The organism is Acidimicrobiia bacterium (genome assembly GCA_040881685.1).
Lineage (GTDB): Bacteria > Actinomycetota > Acidimicrobiia > IMCC26256 > PALSA-555 > SHVJ01.
Genome location: JBBECS010000050.1, coordinates 190,362 through 214,738 on the forward strand (window position 1 = coordinate 190,362; position 24,377 = coordinate 214,738).

23 protein-coding genes are annotated in these 24,377 nt (G+C 67.5%); 11 read left to right on the plus strand and 12 right to left on the minus strand.

What is annotated here, in order from left to right; translation table 11 throughout:
* Positions 1-3: 3 nt before the first annotated feature.
* The 12 genes from WEE69_13540 to WEE69_13595 form a co-directional block, all read right to left on the minus strand.
* On the minus strand, positions 4-1,491 hold the full coding sequence (locus WEE69_13540; protein ID MEX1146316.1) for a hypothetical protein: 1,488 nt from the start codon (positions 1,489-1,491) through the stop codon (positions 4-6).
* A gap of 8 nt (positions 1,492-1,499) precedes the next feature.
* On the minus strand, positions 1,500-2,411 hold the full coding sequence (locus tag WEE69_13545) for a type II secretion system F family protein (GenBank protein ID MEX1146317.1): 912 nt from the start codon (positions 2,409-2,411) through the stop codon (positions 1,500-1,502).
* A gap of 1 nt (position 2,412) precedes the next feature.
* Positions 2,413-3,444 (minus strand): type II secretion system F family protein, encoded by a 1,032-nt coding sequence (locus WEE69_13550; protein MEX1146318.1) that lies wholly within the window; start codon positions 3,442-3,444, stop codon positions 2,413-2,415.
* Positions 3,441-4,814, minus strand: a complete 1,374-nt coding sequence (locus tag WEE69_13555) for a CpaF family protein (GenBank protein MEX1146319.1) — start codon at positions 4,812-4,814, stop codon at positions 3,441-3,443. The genes WEE69_13550 and WEE69_13555 overlap by 4 nt, the downstream gene beginning before the upstream one ends.
* 18 nt (positions 4,815-4,832) lie before the next feature.
* Entirely contained in the window at positions 4,833-6,050 is a 1,218-nt protein-coding gene (locus WEE69_13560) for a P-loop NTPase (protein ID MEX1146320.1), read from the minus strand.
* 5 nt (positions 6,051-6,055) lie between these two features.
* Complete coding sequence (gene cpaB, locus WEE69_13565; GenBank protein MEX1146321.1) at positions 6,056-6,772, minus strand: Flp pilus assembly protein CpaB; 717 nt, start codon at positions 6,770-6,772, stop codon at positions 6,056-6,058.
* A 99-nt stretch (positions 6,773-6,871) separates the two neighbouring features.
* Positions 6,872-8,203 carry a 30S ribosomal protein S1 gene (rpsA, locus tag WEE69_13570; protein ID MEX1146322.1) on the minus strand — a complete coding sequence of 444 codons (1,332 nt, stop codon included), beginning with the start codon at positions 8,201-8,203 and terminating at the stop codon, positions 6,872-6,874.
* Positions 8,204-8,432: 229 nt separating this feature from the next.
* The gene (locus tag WEE69_13575) at positions 8,433-9,167 is read right to left on the minus strand and encodes a class I SAM-dependent methyltransferase (GenBank protein MEX1146323.1); all 735 of its coding nucleotides are present in this window, start codon (positions 9,165-9,167) and stop codon (positions 8,433-8,435) included.
* A gap of 14 nt (positions 9,168-9,181) precedes the next feature.
* Entirely contained in the window at positions 9,182-11,839 is a 2,658-nt protein-coding gene (polA, locus tag WEE69_13580) for a DNA polymerase I (GenBank protein MEX1146324.1), read from the minus strand.
* Between the two features lie 89 nt (positions 11,840-11,928).
* Entirely contained in the window at positions 11,929-12,618 is a 690-nt protein-coding gene (locus WEE69_13585) for a hypothetical protein (protein MEX1146325.1), read from the minus strand.
* Between the two features lie 10 nt (positions 12,619-12,628).
* Positions 12,629-13,219, minus strand: coding sequence for a response regulator (locus tag WEE69_13590; GenBank protein ID MEX1146326.1), 591 nt, complete (start codon positions 13,217-13,219; stop codon positions 12,629-12,631).
* A 17-nt stretch (positions 13,220-13,236) separates the two neighbouring features.
* Positions 13,237-13,536 carry a hypothetical protein gene (locus WEE69_13595; GenBank protein ID MEX1146327.1) on the minus strand — a complete coding sequence of 100 codons (300 nt, stop codon included), beginning with the start codon at positions 13,534-13,536 and terminating at the stop codon, positions 13,237-13,239.
* A 22-nt stretch (positions 13,537-13,558) separates the two neighbouring features.
* Between WEE69_13595 and WEE69_13600 the strand changes: the two genes are divergently transcribed.
* The 11 genes from WEE69_13600 (at position 13,559) to WEE69_13650 (ending at position 24,225) form a co-directional block, all read left to right on the plus strand.
* Positions 13,559-14,722 carry an acyl-CoA dehydrogenase family protein gene (locus tag WEE69_13600; protein ID MEX1146328.1) on the plus strand — a complete coding sequence of 388 codons (1,164 nt, stop codon included), beginning with the start codon at positions 13,559-13,561 and terminating at the stop codon, positions 14,720-14,722.
* Positions 14,723-14,806: 84 nt separating this feature from the next.
* Positions 14,807-15,709 (plus strand): tyrosine-type recombinase/integrase, encoded by a 903-nt coding sequence (locus WEE69_13605; protein MEX1146329.1) that lies wholly within the window; start codon positions 14,807-14,809, stop codon positions 15,707-15,709.
* Positions 15,710-15,757: 48 nt separating this feature from the next.
* On the plus strand, positions 15,758-16,195 hold the full coding sequence (locus tag WEE69_13610; protein MEX1146330.1) for a hypothetical protein: 438 nt from the start codon (positions 15,758-15,760) through the stop codon (positions 16,193-16,195).
* A gap of 116 nt (positions 16,196-16,311) precedes the next feature.
* Complete coding sequence (locus tag WEE69_13615) at positions 16,312-16,728, plus strand: hypothetical protein (GenBank protein MEX1146331.1); 417 nt, start codon at positions 16,312-16,314, stop codon at positions 16,726-16,728.
* Positions 16,715-17,941: an AAA family ATPase gene (locus tag WEE69_13620; GenBank protein ID MEX1146332.1), complete on the plus strand. Its 1,227-nt coding sequence runs from the start codon at positions 16,715-16,717 to the stop codon at positions 17,939-17,941. The genes WEE69_13615 and WEE69_13620 overlap by 14 nt, the downstream gene beginning before the upstream one ends.
* The gene (locus WEE69_13625) at positions 17,938-18,333 is read left to right on the plus strand and encodes a hypothetical protein (protein MEX1146333.1); all 396 of its coding nucleotides are present in this window, start codon (positions 17,938-17,940) and stop codon (positions 18,331-18,333) included. Before WEE69_13620 ends, WEE69_13625 begins: the two co-directional genes overlap by 4 nt.
* A 188-nt stretch (positions 18,334-18,521) precedes the next feature.
* The gene (locus tag WEE69_13630) at positions 18,522-18,842 is read left to right on the plus strand and encodes a hypothetical protein (protein MEX1146334.1); all 321 of its coding nucleotides are present in this window, start codon (positions 18,522-18,524) and stop codon (positions 18,840-18,842) included.
* The gene (locus tag WEE69_13635; protein ID MEX1146335.1) at positions 18,839-19,225 is read left to right on the plus strand and encodes a hypothetical protein; all 387 of its coding nucleotides are present in this window, start codon (positions 18,839-18,841) and stop codon (positions 19,223-19,225) included. Before WEE69_13630 ends, WEE69_13635 begins: the two co-directional genes overlap by 4 nt.
* A gap of 180 nt (positions 19,226-19,405) precedes the next feature.
* A complete protein-coding gene (locus tag WEE69_13640) occupies positions 19,406-20,608 on the plus strand; it encodes a phage major capsid protein (protein MEX1146336.1) in 1,203 nt (400 codons plus the stop codon).
* A 12-nt stretch (positions 20,609-20,620) separates the two neighbouring features.
* Complete coding sequence (locus tag WEE69_13645) at positions 20,621-22,663, plus strand: hypothetical protein (protein ID MEX1146337.1); 2,043 nt, start codon at positions 20,621-20,623, stop codon at positions 22,661-22,663.
* Positions 22,664-23,118: 455 nt separating this feature from the next.
* Positions 23,119-24,225, plus strand: a complete 1,107-nt coding sequence (locus tag WEE69_13650) for a tyrosine-type recombinase/integrase (GenBank protein ID MEX1146338.1) — start codon at positions 23,119-23,121, stop codon at positions 24,223-24,225.
* The last annotated feature ends 152 nt before the right edge of the window (positions 24,226-24,377 follow it).

Below are 24,377 nucleotides of genomic sequence, written 5' to 3' on the forward strand. Positions count from 1 at the left end.
CCGCTACGGGATGTCGGCACGGACGAACACGACGTAGTCCTTGTCGTGATACGTCGCACGCCAGGTGTCGTCTTGACGGAGGAGTTGGGTGAGGACTCGGGTGCGCTCCCAGACGACGACCTCTACATCACGGTCTGCAAGCACCTCGCGCCAGCCGGGTTGGCCGGTGGAGACCGTGGTGAAGTCATTGATGACGCCCAGCGGGTACATGTCGAAGCGGTCGTCGAAGAACACCCTCTGCTTCGGCCACGACCTCAGAATCAGGTAGCCGCCGTCGGCGTCGTCGACGAGCAGGCGGCGTCCGAGGAGTCCCTGGCGTTCAACGGCATCGATGGCTCGGACCGGGTAAGAGTCGAGCGCGAAGTCGGGTTGACCGGCCGACCGCACACCGATGGCCAGCGCCAGGACGCCGAGCACGGCAACCACCCCGAAGCCGAGCGCGCGGCGGGGATCCGGACGCGACGACCGCGTCACCGCGACAGCTCGAGCTGCGATCGGAAGGCCGACAAGGGGCGCGAGCGCGATGTTGCGGAGCGCCCACAAGCCGAGCAGGAGGAACGGCACCGCGACGAGCAGATCGCGGCGGGACATTCGGTTCGCGGCCCGGGCGGCGATCGCGGCGAACACCACGATCCACAGGGCGTACGCGTACCCACGCACATGGTGGAAGTCAGGAGACGACCACTCGATCACGTTGCGCAGCACATCCCCACGACGCAAGAGGTCAACAGGGAAGAGGACGAGCGAAAGCCCGTACGGGTTGGCGAACGTGGCGATGGATGCGAGCACGCTTCCGGCGAGCAGCGTGCGCTCTCGGTCTGCCCACGGCCGATGGCCGTCGAGCCACCGGCCGACGAGGTGGAGCCCGAGGTACACGAAGCCGAGCGCGAACGTTCCGTGAACGTTGGCCCAGAGCCAGAAGATCAACGGCAGCGCGATGAGCGGGCGACGGCCGAGCACCGAGGTGGGGACTTCCACCACCCACAGCACGAGTAGGAGGAAGACGACACCCAGGAGCAGCGGCCGCTCCGACCAGATCGTGTACAAGCTGCCGAGCGCGGCCACCGTGAGCAGCGACGCGCGCATGCGCTCGCCCGCGATGCGCAGCGCCAGCCGAAATGCCAGCACGGCGATCGTGATGCCGACGAGCCCACCCATGATGCGCAGACCGAACGCGCCGAAGCTGCGATCCACGGCGCCGTACAGGAGCTCCGCCAGCCATGATTGCGCGACCCAGTCCGTTCCGTGGGCGGTGTACGAGAACGGGTCCGCGTGTGGGATCCCGTGATCGAGGATGAGCCCGCCGGTCTTGAGATGCCAGAAGAACGAGTTGTCGGAGAGGCGTTCGATCCCGACGCCCCATCCGAAGAGCGCGAAGACCGCAGTGAAGAGCGTGTCGAGGCCCGGGGGCCGCAGACGGTGCCGCCGCGTCCGGCTCGGCGGCTTGGCCGCTCGCGGTTCGATGGCGCGCGGCGGCGCGAGCGTCGCCACGGGTGGACTCAGAGGCTCCTGGCCAGCGAGATCATCGCCGGCCCGAGGATCACCACGAAGATCGACGGGAAGATGCAGAACACAAGCGGGAAGAGCATCTTGACCGGCGCCTTCTGCGCCTTCTCCTGGGCCCGCAGACGGCGGCGCACACGCATCTCGTCGGCCTGCGAGCGCAGCAAGCGAGACACCGACACGCCGAACGTGTCGGCTTGGAGCATCGCGAGGATGAACGTGCGCAGCTCGGAGACGTCGCACCGCTCGTCCATCGCTCGCAAGGCCTCAGCTCGCGTCGCGCCGATGCGGGTCTCCCGCAGCATGCGTCGGAACTCATCGGACAGCGCGCCGGGGACTGCCGTCGTCGTGCGCTCCAATGCCTGCTCGAAACCGAGCCCGGCTTCCACAGAGATCACGAGCAGGTCGAGGACGTCGGGGAGCTGCACCGCGATCTCGTGCTGGCGCTTTTCGATGCCGCGCGACAGATACACGTCGGCGAACATGAATGACGCGAACCAGAGGAACAGCGAGATCATCAAGCCGAACAGGCCGCCCAGCCCGATCAACACAAGGATGAGCGGTAGCCAGATCAGGCCCGACATGAGACCGAGCAGCTTGAATACGAGCACTTGGTCCACGTTGAGGGTCGAGTTGCCCGCCAAGACAAGCTTGTGGGCGACGTTCTCTCGATACCCCTGTGGCGTGAAGCGCCCGGTCAACCCTGAGAGACCTTCGAGCACGGGCGCGATGACGCGCTCGCTGATCGGCGCCAGCATCTCCTGGTCGCGCACGTCCTGGATCTGGTAGCCCTCGAGTCGGCGCAGCGAGTCGCGGACCTCGGCCCGTTCGACGACGACCGTGGACATCAGGAACCCGATGAGCAGCACGGCGCCGCCCGCGATACCGGCAATCAGCAGTGGTTCCACGTCAGACCTCGATCGCCATGATCTTCCGGAGCCACGCAAACCCGAAGCAGGCCATGACGGCCGACACGATGACGGCCAGCACGCCGAGCGAGCTCGAGAAGAGCACTGACATGTAGTCGGGCTGGATGAGATAGAGCACACCGCCGAAGAGCGGCGGGAAGATCCCAAGGATCCATCCCGACAAGCGCCCCTCAGCGGTGAGCGACATGATCTCCCGCTTGAGCCGTTCGCGTTCGGTCATCGTGCGCGCCACGGTGTCGAGGAGCTCGGCCAAGTTTCCGCCCACCTCGCGCTGGATCCGGATCGCCATCACGGCCCACATGAGGTCGATGCTGTGCATGCGGTTTGCCGAGTCCTCGAGCGCGTCCTCGATGGGGCGGCCGAGTCGGCTCTCCGCGAACGCGCGTTGCAATTCGCGCCGTGACGGCTCCGATGCTTCTTCGGCCACCGCTTCGAGCCCTTGCGCGAACGAGAAGCCTGCACGCATCGATCCGGCCAGAAGGTTCAGCACGTCGGGAAGCTGCGTCTCGAACCGGCGCAGCCGCCGCTTGCGGCGCAGCTCGAGCCAGGCGATCGGGCCGATCACCGCCGCGATCGTCAACCCGAGCACCATCGGCGTCGGGAACATGAGCAACGAGAACAAGAACACGACAGACGCGCCGGCCAGATAGAAGAACACCGCTTCTGGCGGACGGAGTGGGAGGTCGGCTTGCTCGAGCTTGTCCTCGACCCGGTTCAGCAGACCCACGCGAGCCGCGAGCCGGCCCGTGAACCCCACCACCTCTTGCATGAGACGCGTCTCGGCCAGGTTCTGCTCGCCACGCGGCCCGGGCACGCCCGGGTCAGGACCCGCCTCTTCCAGACCGAACCCCGAGAGTCGCTTCTCGAGCCCGCTGCGATGGTCTCCCCCGATGAGCATCCACGCGAGTGCCATCGCGAGGATCGCGGCCGCCATGAGGATCGCGATGACGAGCCGCAGCGTGGAGTCGCCAGCGTCGACGGCCACGACTGAGACGATGCTCTGCGGGCTCATCGCTTCGCGCCGCCTCGGCGAGTGAACGGGTCCCCGGCGAACAGCGACGCGTCGAGTGTGATCCCGTAGTTGGCCAGCCGGTCGCCGACGCTCGGGCGGATGCCTGTGCTCTTGAGCTGGCCGAGGAACTTGCCCTCTTCGTCGAAGCCCATGCCGTAGTCGAAGAGGTAGAGGTCTTGGAGCACGATCACGTCACCTTCCATGCCCATGACCTCGCTGATGTGGGTGACGCGTCGTGTGCCGTCACGAAGTCGACTGAGGTGAACGATGAGATCGAGCGCGGAGGCCATCTGCTCCCGGATCACGCGAACCGGCAGGTCCATTCCGGCCATCAGGGCCATGGTCTCGACGCGCGACAACGTGTCGCGAGGCGAGTTCGAGTGAACGGTCGTGAGCGAGCCGTCGTGGCCCGTGTTCATCGCTTGGAGCATGTCGAGCGACTCGGCGCCACGGACCTCACCGACGACGATGCGATCGGGGCGCATGCGCAGCGAGTTGCGGACCAGGTCTCGGATCCTCACCTCGCCCTTGCCCTCGATGTTGGGCGGCCGACCTTCCATCGAGAGCACGTGCGGCTGCTGGAGCTGGAGCTCCTTCGCGTCCTCGATTGTGACGATGCGCTCGTCGGCCGGGATGAACGACGACAGCACGTTCAGCAGCGTCGTCTTCCCAGTTCCGGTTCCGCCGCTGACCACCACGTTGAGCCGGCCGCGCACGCACGCATCCATGAAGTGGGCCGTCTGCGCAGTGAGCGTTGACATCGCGATCAGGTCGTCGACGCGGTACGGGTCGGTGGCGAAACGGCGGATGGTCATGAACGGTCCGCCGATGGCGAGCGGATGCACGACGACGTTGACCCGGGAGCCATCCGGCAGGCGGGCGTCGACCATGGGCGTTGCCTCGTCGACCCGGCGACCCACCTGGCTCACGATCTTGTCGATGATCCGGCGCAGGTGGTTCTCGTCGACGAAGCGCACGTCGGTGAGAACGATCTTGCCCTCGCGTTCGACGAACACCTTGTCTGGCCCGTTGATCATCACCTCGTTGATCGTCGGCTCACGCAGGAGGCGGTCAATCGGGCCGTAGCCCAGCACGTCATCGAAGACCGACTGCACCAGCGCCTGACGCTCGTTGGTGTGCAACGCGAGCCGTTCTTGCGCGAGCGCCTTGTGCAGCTGCTCTTCCACCTGCTTGCGGAGATCGGCCTCTGAGACTCGCTGGTCATAGAGGATCGGCCCCAGCTCCTGGATCACGAACTGGTGCATCTTCTGGCGGAGATCCTCGAGCGCGTGCGCGCGGACGGCGTGATTCGGCTGCTGCGCCCCTTGCCACCGGCCCGCCGGCGGCGGCTGTTGCTGCTGCACGGTCATCGGTTCACCCCTGTTCCGCTACTTCTTCGCGCGCCAGAGTCGGCGCGGCTTCTTCTCGGCCGGCGCTGTATCGTGTTCGAGCAACGAGACTGCGATGTGCTCGAGCGCACGCGTCGCTGCGCTGCGTGGCTCGTAGTCCACGACGGGAATACCGGCATTCACCGACATCGGGACCGAGATGTCCGACGGGATGGGGAAATCGGCTCGCATCCCCAGCACTTGCTCGATCTCGCGCACATCGAGCTTGACCTGCGTGTTGGCTCGGTTCAGGACGAGCCGCAGCTTCGACCCGGCGATGGCCGCGAGGTCCAGCGCCTGGATGCCGATCTTGAGGTTCTTGACGCTCGGGATGTCCATGCTCCCGATCAGCAGCACCTCGTCGGCCGCGTCCACAACGGCGAGCACGTACTCGTCGAACTGCGTGGGCAGGTCGACGAGCACGTAGCCACACAACGATTGGAGCGCCGCACACAGGTTGACCATCTCGTCCGGTGGCATCTGCGCACCGAGGACCGGCTCGGTCGGGGCCGGCAACACGAGAAGCCCGCTGTCGTGCCGAACCAACAGTGCTCGAACCATCTCGGCATCAGCGACCTGTGCAGTCGCCGCCGCATCGAGGACGGTGTGCTGCGGTGGGATGCCGAGGAGGACGGCGACATCACCGAACTGGAGGTCACCATCGACGAGGGCGACGCGCTCTTGCGTCCTGCGGGCCATCGCGACCGCGACGTTGATGGCCACCGTGCTCTTGCCCACGCCACCCTTGGTCGAGAACACGGCCACGAGTCGACCGCGTGCGCCGCGCCGCTCGGCCACCGCAGGCGTGCGCGGCGAGCTCCCCGTCAGGAGGTCGCCGACGCGAGCGACGGACTGCCCGAGCGCGACGGCATCCTGCACCGACACCGTGTCACGCGCACCGGCGCGCAGCGCCGCCTGCAGGATCGCCGTCGACAGCTCTTCGATCGCGAAGACCGCGCCCAGCTCGGGATACGTGGCCACGAGCCGATGCACCTGCTGGAATCCGTAAGGAACTGCGAGGCCGGGACCGAAGACGGCGACGACCGCCCGACCCGGCCGCAGATGCTGCACGAGCTCCTCGATCGACTCGAACTGTGCCGCGCCGGCAAGGTGCGTGCCGAGGCGCATTCGGCTGCGGGGATCGGGCTCGATGACCGCGACGTCATACCGCGACACCCCCGGCACCGCCCCCGGCGCGTTCCCTTGCTCCAGCGCCACGGGTGCTACCGACCCGAAGCCGAGACCGAACGATCGCCGCCCGATGCTGCGAGCGGACGCAACGTCAGGTACAGCGTTCCGTTCTTGTTGGCGCTCACGACCGCCAATGCCTCGTCAGGTCGGAGCTCGAACGTGATGAGCCCACTCGTGGCGGCGGTCGGCGACGGCTGCCCGTCGGTTCCACCCGCGCTGGCCGCCGTCTCTTGCCCGACTGCCAACACCTTCACGGCTTCGAGGATCACGGTTGCGCCGGTGTTGTCGACCACGAGGACGTCGACGCGGTCACCGGGAGCGATCGCGTTGGCGACACCGCGCTCTGGATCGACCGAGATCGTCACGGCCACCTTGTCGCCACTGCCGATCGACGACGCGAGCGAGCCACCGCCACCCTCACTGGGCTGGACGAAGCTCTGCTCGGTGATGAACTGCTTGGCCTGGATCGTCGACGCGGCCACCTTGCCGCTCAGCAGACCTGAGTCCTTGACCGCCGCGGCCGGCACCGAGCCTCGAAGCACGCGATCTGCGGTGATCAGCCCTTCTGCCAAAGCCGCGTCGCCGGACATCCCCTTGGGGATGTCCTGTGCTGCCACGAAGGCCTCGACGAGCTCGACCTGATCCTCGGCACGCTGGTCGGCGCCAGACACATAGACGAAGACGGCGAATCCGGCAGCTGCCGCGAGCACGATGGCAGCGGCCGCGATGAGGGTGCGGCGGTTGCCCACGGGTCGCGCCCTTTCAGTCAGGAAGGTCCCAGCCCTCCCGACTTCATGGTCGGCCGTGGGCGCCCCGGTCTTTAACCTTCTCTTTCCGGGGTGGCGTGGTTACTCCTCGACTGGCTCCTCAGACGCCGTCGGCTCGGCCTCGACCACCGGCTCCGGCTGTGCTGCCGGCTCGGGCTCCGCCGCGGGCACGGGCTCCGCCGAGGCCTCCGGCGCTGCCTCCTCGCCGGGCTCGGCGGCGGGGGCTTCCGTGACCGGAGCTGCTTCGGCGACCGGGGCCCCGGCCGGGTCGCCGCCGACGTAGTTGCCGTGCTCGTCGTACGCGTGTTCGCCGAACTGCTCCTGGTACTCGGCGGCCACCACGCCACCTTCGGCGGCTTGCTTGATCGAGAGGCTGATGCGTCGCCGCTCGAGGTCGATGTCGATGATCTTCACCCACAGCTCTTCGCCGGGGGTGACGACCTGCTCCGGCGCCTCCACATGGTGGACGGCCATCTCGGAGATGTGGACGAGGCCCTCGATGCCGTCGCCGACCTGCACGAAGGCGCCGAAGGGCACGAGCTTCGTGACTCGCCCGTACACGAGCTCGCCGACCTGGTGGCCGTCGGCAAACTCCTGCCAGGGGTCCTGCTGGGTGGCCTTGAGGGACAGTGAGATCCGCTCGCGCGAGAGGTCGACGTCGAGCACCTGCACGGTGACCTCGTCACCCACCTGCACCACGGAGCTCGGGTGGTCGACGTGCTTCCACGAGAGCTCCGACACATGGACGAGGCCGTCCATGCCGCCGAGGTCGACGAACGCGCCGAAGTTCACAACCGACGACACGACACCGCTGCGGACCTCCCCCGGCTTCAGGTTCGCGAGGAACTCGTCACGCTGCTCACGCTGTGTCTCCTCGAGGTACGCGCGACGTGACAGCACCACGTTGTTGCGGTTCTTGTCGAGCTCGATGATCTTGCACTCGAGCGTGCGTCCGACGAAGGGGTGGAGGTCGCGAACGCGCCGGAGATCGACCAGCGAGGCCGGCAGGAACCCGCGGAGTCCGATGTCGAGGATGAGGCCGCCCTTGACCACCTCGATCACGGGACCCGAGACGATCTCGTCCTTGTCCTTGAGCGCTTCGATCGTTCCCCAGGCTCGCTCGTATTGCGCGCGCTTCTTGGAGAGGATCAGTCGGCCGTCCTTGTCCTCCTTGGTAAGGACGAGGGCTTCGAGCTCTTCGTCGAGGGTGACGACCTCGTGGGGGTCCACGTCGTTGCGGATGGAGAGCTCCCGCGACGGGATCACACCTTCGGACTTGTAGCCGATGTCGAGCAGCACCTCGTCGCTGTCGATCTTGACGACCGTGCCGCGGACGATGTCACCATCGTCGAACTCGACGATCGTCGCGTCGACCGCATCGGAGAACGATTGCCCGCCGAGGTCGTCCAACACGACCGGCGCGTCGTCCTCACGAACTTGGGTGAGGGTGGTGCCTACCTCGGGGGCCGCCGCTTCGGCGGGCTCCCCAGTTACCTCGGGGACGGGGCTTCCGTTGCTCCCCGTCGCATCCTGATCCGACAACTGCTTCTTCTTCGCTGCTGGGCGGCGCCGTCGGCACGGGTACCTCCCGGGCGCGAGCGACGCGGCTCTCGGCCGAGAACCGCCCGGTCAGGCTACAGGTTCACGCCCTCCGCCGCCCCACCAGCAGCAGCTCCGGCGCGTCGAGGTCGGGTGGAACCGCGCGGTAGCGCCCGGGCGTGACGCCGTAGACGGCCTGCGCGTCCATCCCTGCGAGCGCGGCGAGCAGCTCGAGCTCGCGCGTCGTGAAGCACGTCGTCCAGAGATCGAAGTCCTGCTCGTCTCCTGCGCTGTTCCGCACCGTCGAACGCTCATGGAGCACACCGGTCGCGGGATTGAACGACTCGCCTTCCTCGAGGAAACGCACTGCAAACGGCGCGTGGAATGCAGATACCGCGATCGGGCCGCCGGGCTTCACCGCGCGAACGATCCGATGGAACACATCGACCTCGTCGCGCCCCCCGAGCAGGCCGAATCCCCCCTGGCACAAGCAGATGGCGGCGTCGAACTCGCTCTCATACGCCAGCTCGCGCACGTCGGCGACTTCGAAGCGCGCGTTGAGATGCTCGCCCTCCGCGGCCTCACGGGCCAAAGCAACGAACTCTTCCGACGCATCGATGCCAATCGCCGTGATCCCCCGGCGCGAGAGCTCGAGCGCGTGGCGACCGGGTCCACACCCGATGTCCAGCACCGACTGCCCCGACGCGAAACCGAGCTCGTTCCACAGGAAGTCGATCTCCTGGGTGGTGCCCTTGGTGAAAGCGTTGCGCAGGTACGCCGGCCCGAGAAACTGAGCCACCGGCCCGAACCAGTACCCCTCGGGCGGAGCCGTGCTCACCAGCAGCCGCGCGGCTACTTGGCTTCGGCCCAGTTCGGGCCGAAGCCGATGTCGACGGCGAGCGGCACTCGCAGCTCGGTGACCGACTCCATCGTGCTCCGGATGACGGGCTCGACGGCGACGCGCTCGTCGAGCGGAACCTCGAAGACGAGCTCGTCGTGCACGGTGAGCAGCATGCGGGTGCGGAAGCCGCCGGCGTCGAGCTCGTGGTCGACATCGATCATCGCCAGCTTGAAGATGTCGGCGGCAGAGCCCTGCACGGGGGCGTTCTGCGCCATCCGCTCCCCCATCTGGCGGATCCGGAAGTTGTCGGACGACAGCTCCGCGATCTGACGTCGGCGGCCGAAGATCGTCGTGGTGTACCCGCGGCTCTTGGCTTCGTCGATCGTGTGCACCATGAACTCGCGCACGTTCGGGAAACCGTCGAAGTAGTTGTCCAAGATCTCGCGCGCTTCCCCCGTCTCGATGCCGAGCCGCTGGCCGAGTCCGAACGCCTCCATGCCGTAGGCCAGGCCGTAGTTCACGACCTTGGCGAAGCGCCGTTGCTCGGGAGTCACGCTGACTTCTTGCACGTCGAACACCTTCGCTGCGGTCACGGTGTGCACGTCGAGGCCCTTGTCGAAGGCGTCGATCAGCCCCGGGTCCTCGGCAAGATGCGCGAGCACGCGCAGCTCGATCTGGGAGTAGTCGGCCGTGAGCAACCCCCACCCTTCATCGGCGACGAAGGCCCGCCGGAACTCGCGACCGTCAGCGGTGCGGACGGGCACATTCTGAAGGTTGGGGTTCTCGCTCGAGATGCGCCCGGTGGTCGTGTCGGTCTGCTTGAGCGTGGCATGGACCCGCCCATCGGGCTGGATCAAAGGTGGGAGCGCGTCGGCGTAGGTGCTGCGGAGCTTCTCCACCTCGCGGTAGCGCAACAGGTCCTCGACGATCGGATGGTCTTGCGCCATCTTCTGCAACGAGTCGGCGTCGGTTGACGCGCCGGTCTTCGTCTTCTTCACCGGCGTGAGCCCGAGCTTGTCGAAGAGCACCACACGCAGCTGCGGGGTGGAGTTCACGTTGAACTCCTCGCCCGCGTGGGCCCAGATGCGCCGCATCAGCGCGTCGCACTCCTTGTTGAGCTGCGCGCTCAGCTCGTCGAGGAACATACGGTCGATGCCGATGCCCGCGTCCTCCATCTTTGCGAGCACACGCACCAGCGGCTGCTCGATGCGCACGTACAGATCAGTGAGCTCGCGCGCATCAAGGGCGTCGGACAACGCGCTGGCCAGCCGCAAGATCGCTGCGGCGCGTCGCCCAGTCTCTTCGACTGCGGCGCCTCCGTCGAAGTCGAGCGTTCCCTCCTCGACATCGGGAGAGCGCACCTCGAGCGAGAGATAGCGCAACGCCAGATCCTCGAGCAGGTACTTTCTCTCGCCCGGGTCGAGCAGGTACGCCATGACCGCGGTGTCGTGCTGGAGCGTGCGCACATCGCTCCCGAGCCCGTGCATGAGCTCTTTGGCGCGATGTGTGACCAGCGGCGGCCCGCCCGTCGCGACCAGCGCGCCACCAGCTTCGGTGACCAGCGGGTCGAGGAGCAGATCACCGGCGGCGTAGGTGACCTGACCGTCTCCGGTGGCGATCGCCAAGCCATCGATGTGCTGCCCCGGGAGCGCGCCGCCCCACCGAGCTTCAAGCGCGTACGGCTCGCCGGCACTGGTGACGTCGCGAAGTCGGGCCGCGAGCGCTGCCGCGTCCCGGAGGATCTCCACCCTGGTGTCGAGGGTCTCGGAAGCCTCTTCCTCGGCCGCGACCGCACCGACGGCTTCCATCAACCGAGGGAGCAGGGTGCGGAACGCGAGCTGGTCGAATAGGACACGCACCTTCTCGCGGTCGAAGTTGCCCTGCTTGAGGTCGCTGAGCTCCACGCCGCAGTCCACATCGCGCACGAGCACCGACATCTGGCGGTTCAGGAACACGCGGTCGCGCATGTCGCCGAGGTTCTGACGCTGCTTCGGAGGGAGCTCGTCGAGGTGCTCGAAGATGCCCTCGAGGTTGCCGTACGTCGTGATGAGCTTGGCTGCGGTCTTCTCGCCGATCCCGGGGACACCCGGGAGGTTGTCGCTGTTGTCACCGCGCAGCGCGGCGTACTCCGGATACAGCTCCGGGGTGACACCACCGGTGCGCTCGACGATCCCCGCCTCGTCATAGAGCGCGTAGTCCGACACGCCGCGCTTGTTGTAGAGCACCTTGAGGTGCGGGTCCTGGACGAGCTGGAACGTGTCGCGGTCGCCGGTGACGACGACGACGTCGATGCCGGCATCTGCGGCGCGAGTGGCCAGCGTGGCGATCACATCGTCGGCCTCGACCCCCTGGATCTCGAGCACCGGCATCTCGAGCGCGTCCAGGACCTCGCGGATGAGCGGCAGCTGCGCGCTGAAGACGGCGGGCGTCTCCTTGCGGCCGGCCTTGTAGTCAGCATCGAGGTCGTCCCTGAACGTGCCGCCGGGCGTGTCGAATGCGACGCCGATGTAGTCGGGCTTCTCGTCGGCGAGCACCTTGGTGAGCATCGACGTGAAACCGAAGACCGCGTTCGTGATCGTGCCCGACGGCGTGCTCAGGTCGGCCGGGAGCGCGTAGAACGCGCGATACGCGAGCGAGTGCCCGTCGAGCAGGAGCAGCTTCTCCGCCACCGGGCGATCGTATGCCCGGGATGCGACGCCGAAGTCGAGCGGCCCGGCGTCGAAGGCGCCGAGAGCGGGAAGCTGGCGGTGGAGCGACGTCAGGCGGCGGCTGCCGCCTGCCTGACCTTCTTGGTGGCCTTCTTCACGATCTTCTTGAGCAGCGTCGGGTCCGTCGGCAGGATGCGCGTGTGGATCACGATCACGTTGTTGGCCACCCGCACATACACCGCGTGGGTCGTCTCGGTCACGCCGTCACCGTTTGTGGTGATCTCCACGGCGAAGCGCTGGTTGCCGATGGCGGCGAACGGCGCGATTGCTCCGGAGACCGAGTTGGGGATCTCGCCGCCAATCACGATCCACGACTCGCACTCGGTCGCGGCAGTCTGCATCGTGTTCATGAAGTTCTTGGCCTGGGTGACCGGTGAGTTCCCGAACGACTCTTGGAACGAGTGCAGGCTCTCCCAGATGAACCAGTACGGCTGATCGGCAGCGACGATCTTCTGCAGCGTGGCGGTGGCACCGCCCGCGGCGTGCAGCTCACCAGCTGCGTACCCGTCGGTGGCCCCTCCACACCAGCCGGCCTCGATGTCGTTGGCCTGCGTGTGGGGCTCCGGCTCGATCACCGCGGCCGGCGCGACGGCCCATCCCCCACCGGGCACATCGGCCCCGGCGAGCGTGGCCGCAGCCAGCTGCACGTCCGTCAGGACGACGGGCGCTGCCGCGGCAGGCGCCGCGAACGCAACGGCGAACACGGCGCCACCGATGACCGACATCCGGAGCACGCGCATGCGACTTCCCTCAGGGCTCGAGCGCGCCGTCGACCACTCTACGGGCGATCTCTCCGACCTTCACCCGTTGGTTCATAGCCTGTATCTGGATGAAACGCCACGCACTCTGCTCATCGAGCCCGTGCGCGTCCATGAGGCGGCCCTTCGCCCGGTCGATCACCTTGCGCGTCTCGAGGCGCTCTTCGAGGTCCTGCACGCTGTGCTCGAGCGCGGTGAGCTCGGCATGACGGGCCAGCGCAACCTCGATCGCGGGCGTGAGATCGCTCTTCTGGATCGGCTTGACGAGATACGCGAGGGCGCCGGCGTCCCGCGCTTGCTCGACAAGGTCGCGTTGTGAGAACGCCGTGAGCACGAGCACGGCGGCGAGCCGTTCCCCAGCGATCTCGCGCGCCGCGGACAAGCCGTCGAGTCCCGGCATCATCACGTCGAGGATCACCAAGTCGGGCCCGAGCGCGCGAACGAGGTCGACCGCTTCGTCACCGCGTCCGGTCTCACCCACCACGTCGTAGCCGTCTTCCTCGAGGAGCTCCTTGAGGTCAAGGCGGATGATGGCCTCGTCTTCAGCGATCACGACCCTCGTGCGCGGGGTCTCAGCAGTCATGGCACCGGATGCTGAGATCAGTGCGCAGAGAGCTCGGCCGCCATCTGGTCGAGCAGCGCGTCTTGCTCACGCCCGAGCTCGGCGATCGAGAGCACGAGCGCGTCGCGGTGCCCACCCAGCGCGTCGGCATGGCGACGGGCGTCATGCGCCTCCGCCTCGGCGAGGGGTGTCTCGGCCATCAGCGCCCGGAGCTTGGCGTCCTCGGCCTCTTCCTCGAGGAACACGAGCTGTTCCTGGGTCACGCCCAACTCGGCTCGAAGACGCTTCAAACGCTCACTCACGTCGACGAGCCGGCGCTCGAGAATCGACCGCGCCATAGGACGCGCCATTCTATGGGGTATGGAGCCGAATCCCCACCCCATCTTCACGGCCGAGCACGACGAGCTGCGCGCGTCGGTGCGGCGGTTCGTGGAGAAGGAGCTCGCGCCCAACGTCGACGAATGGGAGGCCGCGGGCTTCTTCCCCGATGAGGTGTTCCGCCGCGCGGGTGAGCTCGGGTTCCTCGGGCTCCATTACCCAGAGGAGTGGGGCGGCGCCGGCGGCGACCTCGCGGCCGAGATCGTGTTCGTCGAAGAGCTCGCGAAGGCTGGCTGCGGCGCGATCGCCATGGCACTCGGTGTGCAGACCGACATGGCCACGCCGGCGATCGCGGAGTTCGGAAGCGACGAGCTGAAGGAGCGCTACCTGCGTCCGGCGATCGCAGGCACCAAGATCGCCGCGATCGCCATCACGGAGCCCGATGCCGGCTCCGACGTCGCCGCGATCACCACGCGAGCCGAGCGCGATGGCGACGTGTGGCGCGTGAACGGCACGAAGATGTTCATCACCAATGGGCTACGCGCGGACTTCCTCACGTGCGTCGTGCAGACCGAGCCCGGCGCCGGGCATCGAGGTATCTCCGTGCTCATCATCGACACTGATCTGCCTGGCGTCACCGTGTCGCGCAAGCTCGAGAAGCTCGGCATGAGATCGAGCGACACAGCGGAGATCTCACTTGACGCCGTGGCCGTTCCACACGCCAACCTCCTCGGTGGTGAGCCCGGGCAGGGTTTCGCCCAGCTGATGTGGCAGCTCCAGTACGAGCGCATGTCGGGCGCAGCCGCGTCGCTCGGAACTGCCGACCGCGTGCTGGCCGACACGATCGAGTACGCACAGCAGCGCCACGCATTCGGGCGCCCGCTCGCCGGGCATCAGGTCGTGGCCCACAATCTGGCGGATGCGGCCACCGAGCTCGAGGCCGCACGCTCGCTCGTGTACGGCGTCGCCTGGCGATTGATGCACGACGACTACCCGGTGATGGAGATCTCGATGGCCAAGAAGTACGCCGCGCAGATGCTCAACCGGCTCGTCGACACGTGTCTCCAGATCCACGGCGGCGCCGGCTATCTCGACGAGGTGCCCGTGAGCCGAGCCTTCCGCGACGCTCGCTTGCAACGCATCGGTGCCGGCACCGACGAGATCATGAACGAGGTCATCGCCAAGCGCCTCGGTCTCGGCACCTAGTCTGACCTGCGCATACGGGCTAACTCGCGAGGCCACATGGCGAGCACACCGCTCACCGACGAGAACATGAGTAGTCTCCTCGCCATGCGAGACCTCGCTCCGATCCTCACCGAGCACTCCTACGAGCTCCGCGCGGCGGGCAAGGCGGAGCGCAGCATCGACAACCGCACCTACAACGTCCGGCTCTTCACGGATTGGCTCGCTGGCCTCGATGACGCCCCGGAGGCGGTCGCCGAAGTCACGACGGCCCAGGTCACGCGGTGGCTCGCCGAGCGCGCCGACGTCGACGCCGCCGAGACGCTCCTCACCCGCTACCGCCACCTACGCGCGTTCTTCCGGTGGGCCGAGCGAGAGGAGATCGTCGCCCGGTCGCCCCTCACCAACCTCCGAGAGCCACGCGCCGAAACCCAACCTGTCCCGGTCCTCTCGACTGACGACCTCCGGCGGCTCTTCGCGACGACGCGCAAGGACACCAGCTTCCTCGGTCGCCGCGACTTCGCGATGCTCGCCTTCCTCGCCGACACCGGCGTCCGCGTCGGCGAGCTCGTCGCGCTCGAGGTCGAGGACCTCGACTTCGGCAAGGCCGGAACGGCCCACGTCGTCGGCAAGTTTCGGCGCGAGCGCACCGTGGCCTTCGGGCCCAAAGTCGGCAAGGCGCTCCTCGCCTACTTGCGCGAGCGATCCAGACACCGCCTCGCCGAAGACGCGCGGCTCTGGATCGGTCAACGCGGTCCGCTCCGTGCTGCCGCCGTCTGGCAAGTCGTGCGAGCGCGCGGCGAGGACGCCGGCATCAAGAACCTCCACCCCCACGTCATGCGCCACACCTTCGCCCACCGCTTCCGAAGCGAAGGCGGCGAGGAAGGCGACCTCGCCCAACTCGGCGGCTGGCGCTCGCCGGCGATGCTCGCCCGCTACGGCGCGTCCGCGGCAGCCGAGCGGGCGCTCGAGGCCCATCAGCGCGTCGACCTCCTCGGAGACGTGCTTTGAGATGGCGACCGAGCCGGACCGCGTCGACCTCGCGTGGAGGGCGTGAGCATGACTGAGCGGTTCCGCTTCGAGGATCATCCACTCATCATCCAGGGCCGCTGCCGGCGTTGTCGCCAAGCGGTCCTCGAGGTGCGCTCCACGCCGGCAGGTCCCGTCATCAAGACCTGGCGGTATGACCTCGCCACTGACCGCCATCACGACAAGGAGCGAGACTGGCTCGATCACGACGTCGCTTCCGCGGCTCGCGACCGACTCCAAGCCATTGCCGAAGCTGAATGGCCGCTCGAGCGCGCCGCATCACGCGACGGCGTTCCCGAGGTGAATTTCAGTCCACTCCTGCGCGTCGTCGGCGATGGCACGCTCATTGAGGCCGCGTGCGCTCGCCACGGCACGCTCGACTTGAGCGGTCTCTGGTGGGCCTACGAGGGCGCGATGAAGTCGGCGACGTCCCATCCGATCGGATTGATGCTTGACCGTGTGAGGTAACGCGTCGACAATCGACGCTTCGCAAGACGTCGGCAAGCCCGCGCGGGAGCGCACGGTCGGCGAAATAGGTCCCGGAGGTTGGCGCCGGGTCCGCTTCCAACCGGAGGCCGGACCCGATGACGCGCTCCACCCCTGACGTCGCCGACGTTCAACGCATCACGACAGCGAGCCCACCCACCGAGCGCACCCTCCAAGCGCGCGCCGCCGCGCACTCCCGCTGGGCCCGCCAGGACCCCAAGGCCGGCACCGCGCCGGCACGCGCCGCGTTCCTCGAGCGCTTCGACAACGAGGTCGACCCGAACCGAGAACTCCCGCCGGACGAGCGCGCTCGACGCGCCCAGCACGCGCGCAAGGCGTACTTCGCCGGGCTCGCGCTCAAGAGCGCCCAGGCACGGCGCCGACGCCGCGAAGCGGCCGCGGTGACTGCGCGCGCAGGGTCGGAAACGCCCGGAGGGCGCCGCGTGAGCGACGCCCTCCGTCTCGAAGACTCCCCCGACCTCACCAAAGGAAGGAAGAACCGTGGACGAACGTAACACCGCGGTCAACGACGACGATGCCCCCTGGCTTGGCATATCTCTCGCCGACGTCGAAGCGAAACCAACGACTCCACCAACTCGCCAAGCACGCACCGACGGCATCGGGACAATTCCCGACGGCGCGCTGACGGTGTTCGGTGGCGAACCTGGCGGTGGAAAGAGCTGGCACGCCCTCCACGAGGCGCACATGACGGCGCGACGCGCGCGCGCCGTGATCTATGTCGACGGCGAAGGGAACGCCCCGAGCATGAAGCGCCGACTCCTTCAGCTCGGCGTCACGCCACAAGAGCTCGAGTGGATCGTCTACGAAGCGCCAGCCAAACCGATCACCGAAGGCGAAGGCCGCGACAACTTCGAGTGCATGGTCTCCGGCGTCGAGCCTGATCTCGTGATCTTCGACGGGCTCACGGCGCTGATGGCGCTCCATGGCCTCGAAATCGACAGCAACTCCGCCGCGGCGACCTTCCTTGAGCTCCTCGTCCGTCCTCTCGCTCGACAGGGAATTACGACCATCGTGATCGGTCACGTCGCGAAGAACATCGACAGGCGTGGGCGTTGGCTTCTCGGGGCCGGCCATTGGATCGGTGCCGCCGACGTTGGCTTCACCTTGGAGGCCCCTCGCGCCTGGGGCCGAGGCCAAAACGGCCATGCCGTTCTGCGTGTGGCCAAGCATGACCGCGATGGATGGCTCGCCTCCCACGCGGCGCTCGGTGATCCTGTCGTTGAGACCGCATTCACGTCGGGTCCGGACGGTTCGCTTGAGCTCACGCTTCACCCGCCGGGCTGGGCAGCGATCCAGGGGGAGCTCGAAGGTCGCGAAGCGCTCGCCCGCGTGATGGAGGAGTACAGCCTTGCTCTCGAGGATGCTGGCTCGGAAGGCATCACGAAGGGCGAGCTCCGCGACCGGACGCTCACCGGAGTCTCCCGGCTGGTGAAGAGCGCCGCGCTGGATGCGCTCGTCGGCCGAGGAGATGTTTCGGTCGAAGACGGCGCAAAAAGAGCGAGGGTCCATCGCTCTGTGAGGCCATTCCGTGCGTCTGCGGAGGGCGCGACACCGTCAGTCCGCCAGTGTGGAACCAGTGTGGATCACCCCACTCAGGAAGTGAGTGGGAGCGTGGACCCCACCAAGGGGGTGGTCCACGTTCCACACACAGACTCGCCGCGATCCGACGAGGAGTATGGAACGACCAGCCGACCAGACAACTCATGATGAACGCGCGCGGAACCGCGGGCACAGACGGCCACCTCCCCGAAGTCGACGCGATCACTCGCGCCGAGCTCCCAAGCGACCGACCCGTACCCCGCGACCCATCCCACCCCACGCGCGACCCCCACCCCCACGCGCGCCCCACCCCGAGCTCGACCGCCAAGCCAACCGCGCCCATCGAGCGATGCGTCGAGTGCAAGAAGACCCTCGAGCCACCCCTCGCCTGGTTCTGCAACAGCAAGTGCATCGACGCCTACGCGCGCACATGGAACCCCGGCGCCGAGCAAGCCGTCGACCAACTCCTCGAAGCCAACGGCGGCCAGTACCCACCGAAGAGCGCGACACCCGCCAGCCGTGCCAGCACCCGCCAGCCAACCCAAGAGGAGAAGCCATGACGACAAGCGACGAGGCCACCCGTCGGTTAAGGGGAGGGGGTGTTGACCGCCAGATCGCGCGCCGCCAACCACCATTCGGCAGTGAGGGTCATACAAAGTTCGCGCCGGGCAGTGTTTTAGCGGAGGCCCCGGGGCAGGCCCCTCGAGCGCGAAAAGTATCCGGGGCCGGCGAGCACGAAGCGAAAAAAGTGCGCGACGACCGGGCCGAGGCCACGGCGTGCGACACCTGCGGCGGTTGCGTCCTCGAGGATCACGACGCGGGCTTCGTGCGTGTGGCGTGTCCGGCGTGCTCCGGGCCGTTGCTCGTCGAGGCGCGCGTCCTGGCGGGTGTGGTCGTCGAGGCGTGTCCGATGTGCAAGGCGACGCTTGAGCTCCGCGTCGAGCCGGCGCCGGTTCGGGTGCCAATTCGGTTCGGCGTGTCGGGTCGGGTGTTGGAGACGATGGAAGCGTCGTCGATCGAGGCGGCTTCGCATTGGGACCCGCGCGCCTGGCATCGACATGGCCGATGAATCGCCGACGGTGGTGGGCACGTCACGGTCTCGAGCGCGGCGAGCCGGCGGCGAGTCTCGAGCAGTTCGAGCACGCGGCCCGGGTCGGCGCCGCGGAGCTCCGATTTCACCTCCCAGAGGACGCGCTCGATGTTCTGGGCGAGGACCTCGGCCCTCGAATTCAACCGGCGTGGCTCGGCACTCGCCTTCAAGGTCTTCGCACGTTGCGCTCGGTGGTGCTCTTCGTTCGGCCGGATTTCGACGCGGTCGATTTCGCGCACTGGCTCGATGATCGCCGCGTCGCGTTGACCCGGTACCGCTTCGGTGAGGCGATGGCGCCGACGGTCGTGATGGACCTGGATCGGGCGCGTGAGCTCGGCATCGAGTTTCTCCCACCCGACTAACGAGTCCGCAGCGCGTGTCGTCGCCGCCCGCTACTCTGACGCTCGAGCAGAAGGCAAGGCCGGACACGGGACGACCGAAGGCTGATTCAGCCGACCGGGGACCACGAAAGGCCGACGACCCGAGGGCTCGCGTTCTTGACGCGACGCGCGCACGACGCGCGGAACCCATGGAGGGTCCGAATGACGATCGAAGAGATGAAGGCGCTCGCACGCGCCAAGGCCACCGAAGCGCACGACATCTCGAAGGCGGCCGCGGACGCGGGTCGCGGCTTCACCGAGGACGAGCGCAAGCAAGTCACGGGGCTTCTCGACGAGGCGAATGACCTGAGAGTCCGCATCAACCGCGCCATGGACGCTGCCGGCGACGCCGAGATTCGGGCGGAGATCGACACCATTGGGCGCACCTTCGGTGGCAGCGGCTTCGCGAGCGTCACTCGCCGGGGCTCGAGCGCGTTCGGTGACGCGGCTCGGCGCGCTGGGCTCAAGGAGCTTCCGTCCGGCGGCTTCACCGCGCCCGCGGTCACGCCGGCCATCGCTCCGCTTGAGGACCGTCCGGCGACGTTCCTGTCAGCGATCGGGCGCCTGCCGGTGGAGGGCACCGACTCGTTCACCTACTACCGCGAGGTCATACGCGAGCTCAACGCGCAAGCGGTGCCCGCGGGGGCCTTGAAGCCGACGTCGGACGTGGAGCTCGAGAAGGTCGACGACACCGTCCGAACGATCGCAACTTTGTCGACACCGGTGCATCGTCGACTCCTCGCGGATGCTTCCGAAGTGGGGCAATTCCTTGACGGAGTCCTTTTCGACGCCGTCGTGCGCGAGCTCGAGCGCCTCGTGGTCGAGGGCGACTCCGGCATCGCCGGTCTCGACGAATTCGACGGCCTCAAGACCTTGAGCGGTACGTCGTCGCAGGAGTTTGCCACCGACATCCTCACGACGACGAGGAAAGCGTTGACCGCGCTGCAAGTGTTGCGCCTCACCGGCCCGTTCCTGTTTCTGATGTCGCCGGCCCAATGGGAAGAATTCGAGCTCCTGAAATCCGACGAGTCATTCGTCCTCGGAGACGCGGGCGGCACCGGTCAACGCCTGCCAGTAGATCGCGCACGGCAAGCCCTGTGGGGCACGAGCGTGGCCATCACAGACGTCCTCGACGACGGCGAGGCGATCCTCGGCGACTTTTCCCCCTCATCGATTCGCGTTCGGGAGAGGGAGCTCTCGAACATCACGTGGAGCGAGGGGACTTTGATGCCGATCGAGGGTGACACTTCGAGCGCGACTGCTACCGGTTTCGAGACGAACCGAATCGTCTTTCGGTGCGAGTCGCGTGTGGGAATCGAGATTCGGAGGCCGCACGCCTTCTCGCTCGTCGACCTGACCGCGTAGGAAGCTAGCCCGATGGCGCTCCAAGCCGGCCAGGCCTACGTCGACCTCGTCCCCCGGCTCGACCCCGGCTTCGGCGCGCGCGCGGGCGCCATGATCGAGTCGGCGACCAAGCCGGTCATCGCCCGCGTCTCCCAGGCCTTCACCAACTTCGGTGAGGACCTCCGCCGGCGTGGCGCGCGCATGGCGACCTTCATCACCCTGCCGCTTCTCGCCGCGGCGGGCGCGTCGTTCAAGTTTGCGAGCGACCTCAACGAGTCGAGGAACAAGGCGTCGGTCATCTTCGAGGCGATGTTCAAGGACGTCTCACGTTGGGCCAGCAACTCCGCCCGCGCCTTCGGGCTCTCCCGAGCTGAGGCCTTCGAGGCTTCGAGCACCTTCGGCAACATGTTCCGCCAGCTCCACATCGGCCTCGAGCCCACGACGGCAATGTCGAAGCGGATGGTGGAGCTCGCCGGCGACTTCGCGAGCTTCCACAACGCCGACATCTCCGAGGTGCTCGCCGCGCAGACCGCAGCATTTCGTGGTGAGTACGACGCGCTTCAACGCTTCGTGCCGACCATCACCGCCGCCGCGGTCCAACAGCGCGCCATGGCCGACACCGGCAAGGACAACGTCGACGCGCTCACCGATCAAGAGAAGGCCATCGCGACCTACAAGCTCATGCTCGAAGGCGCCGGCGAGGCGGTCGGCGACTACGGGCGGACGGCTGACGGCGCGGCCAACAAGCAACGCACCGTGACGGCGCTCCTCAAGGACTTCGCGGCCGCGATCGGCAAGCGGCTCCTCCCGATCGGCGAGAAGCTCCTCGGATGGGTGCAGCGCCTCCTCAAGGGATGGGACGAGCTCGGCCCCACCGGCCAGCGCATCGCGCTCATCCTGGCCGCGGTGGCCGCTGCAGCGGGCCCGGTGGTCTACGTCCTCGGCGCTATCGCCACCGCGGTCGGCGCGATCCTCGCTGGCGGCGTGTGGGCGCTCATCGCGGCTGTCGTCGCGCTCGCGGTTGCCGCCACCGCGATGGGTGTCGATTGGGGCAAGGTCTGGCAAGCGGTCCGAGGCGCCGCGGTGGACGCGTGGGACTACATCAAGCGCGTCGTGCTCCCCATCGCGCGCGATGTTCTCGACACCATCATCGAGGTCATCCGCGCCGGCGTCGCCGTGGTCCTGTTCCTGTGGGACAACTTCGGCAGCTACATCGTCGAAGCGATCAAGAGCGCGTGGGACTTCGTGCTCGGCGTCATCTCGGCCGCCGTCGAATTCATCCAGGGCATCCTGGACGTCTTCATCGGCGTCTTCACGCTCGATTGGGACACTTTCTGGAATGGGGTGAAGAGCGTCGTCTCCGGCGTCTGGGACTTCATCGCCGCGATCGTCGGCTACGCGCTCGACACCATCGTCACGATCGTCAAGGCTGGCCTCGCGCTCGTGGGCATCGCCTTCGGCGCCGCCTGGGACGCGCTCGTCGCCGTCGTGCGCTTCGTCTGGGAGACCATCAAGTCGATCGTCTCCGGTGCCATCAACGCCGTCGTCGGCTTCATCGCCGCGCTCCCAGGCCGCATCATCGCCTTCGGCCTGGCGCTCGTCGGCGCCGGCCTCGCGCTCGGTAAGGCCCTCATCAACGGCTTCTGGGAAGGCGTCAAGGCCATCGCGAACTTCGTCGGCGACATCGCCGACGCGATCCTCGACGCCTTCAAGGACGCCTGGAATTGGGTCGCCAAGAAGATCAACCACTTCCTGCCCAACAAGGTCTCCGTCCTCGGCGTCACGCTCTTCGACCTCCCCGACAACCCGCTCCCGACCTTCCACCAAGGCGGCATCGTCAAGGGTCGACCGGGCCAAGAGGTCCTCACGTTGCTCAAGGCAGGCGAACGCGTCCGCACCCAGAGCCAGGAAGCCGCGCTCGAGCAAACGGGCGGCACGGCGGGCGACCTCAACGTCTACGTCAACGTCGAGGGCAGCCTCCTCACCGAGGCCGGCTTCTACTCTCAAATCGCGGACGGGGTTCACGAAGCTTTGCTCAAGATCCAGCGCCACAACGGCGACCTCGGTTTCACGTAGCGGCAACGTCTGAATGCCACCCCGACCCCGACGACGATGCTCCAACCCGTACTGTCCCCGCTCCGCGCCATGCCCCACCCACCGGACCAAGCGCGGCAACCGCCACCCGATCTACGACTCCGCCCGATGGAGACGCGTACGCGCCGAAGTCCTCAGAAGCGAACCCACCTGCCGACTCTGCCCTAGCCCAAGCGTGGACGTCGATCACGTCATCGCGCTAGCCGATGGAGGCGCGCCCTGGGCCTGGCACAACCTCCAAGCCCTCTGTAAACGCTGCCACGGTGAGAAGACCGCCCACGAGGTCAAGGGAAGGGGAAACGGCCGCGCCGTCACGGAAATTGATCCACGCGGCGCGGTCGCCGACGGCCTCCCGTAGAAGGGCTCACGCTCACCTACCCGCGCGCACGCTTCTCGATTGTTGGACGCGCGCGCAACGACGCGATACGACGAAGGGCATGCGACCCGAGAACGTCGACGACCTCGCGACCTTCCGCGAATGGCTCGCCGCCGAGCAGTACGCCCGCAACACCGCCGCGCTCTACGAGCGGCGCGTACGCGCGGCCGGCGTGGCCCTCGAACGCCAGGGCGTGGCGCTGCGCGACGCCGACGGCGACTCGCTACGCGCATGGTGGCTGACCGTCCCGGCGACAAGCGCGTCACGAAATCAGGCCCGCAAGGCCCTCAGCGCGTTCTTCCGAGGAGCCCTCGGCCGCGATGACGGCAGCAATCCTGCGCTCACAGACCTGCGCGCGCTACCGAATCCGCACCGCCTCCCGCGACCGCTTTCGCCTGCGGAGCTCGATGCGTTCGTCGCCGGCGCCCGCTCGCTTGGCGGCGACCACGAGCTTCTCGGCCTCCTCTTCGCCCTCAGCGGCGCCCGCTTCACCGAAGTCAGAACCGCGCGCTGGTCGGACTTCACGCTCACTCCTCCGGCCTCCTGGCGCGTCACCGGGAAGGGATCAGGCCGCAAGGGACCCAAGCCGCGCACCGTTCCAATCCACAACGCGCTCCTCGAGTGCCTGACCGGACGCTCTGAATCCACCCGCACCGGCTTCGTCTTCGCCACGCCTGATCCATCACGGGCGGTCCGCGAGGGCATCTTCCGCGACCTCTTCGCCGAAGTCTGCGCGACCGCCGGCCTCGTCGGAGTCACGCCGCACCGCCTCCGACACACCGTGGCCACCCAGACGCTGGCGATCACCCACGATCTCCGGGCTGTGCAAGAGCTTCTCGGTCACGCGTCCATCGCAACGACCGAGCTCTACACCGAGGTCGACCCTGACAGCGTTCGGGCCATCGTCGTCGCCCTCCCAATCGCCAACCGCGACGGCGGGCGACCTGCAGCACCGTCCGACCCCGACGACATCGACGAGCTCGACGACGTCGACGACTTCGGCGGCTTCGTCGAGGCCGTCATCGACCGTGCCTCGACGGTCGTAGCGCTCGTCGAGCGCTACCGGGCCCGCGACGTCCTCGACACTTCACCGCTCGAGCGCCACCTCCTGGCCACGGCGCTCTGCGGCGTCGAGCGAGCCCTCGACGCTCTCGAAGGCGGCTACTGACACTCCAAGCTCGCGAGAACACTCCCGCCGTTCCGCTACTTGCGGCTCGTTGTCCAGCAAGGTCCGCACGGCCTGCGCACAGCGCATACGAGTCCAACATGAACGAGGTCATCGCCAAGCGCCTCGGTCTGACGCCTTAGGGGAGGTCAAGC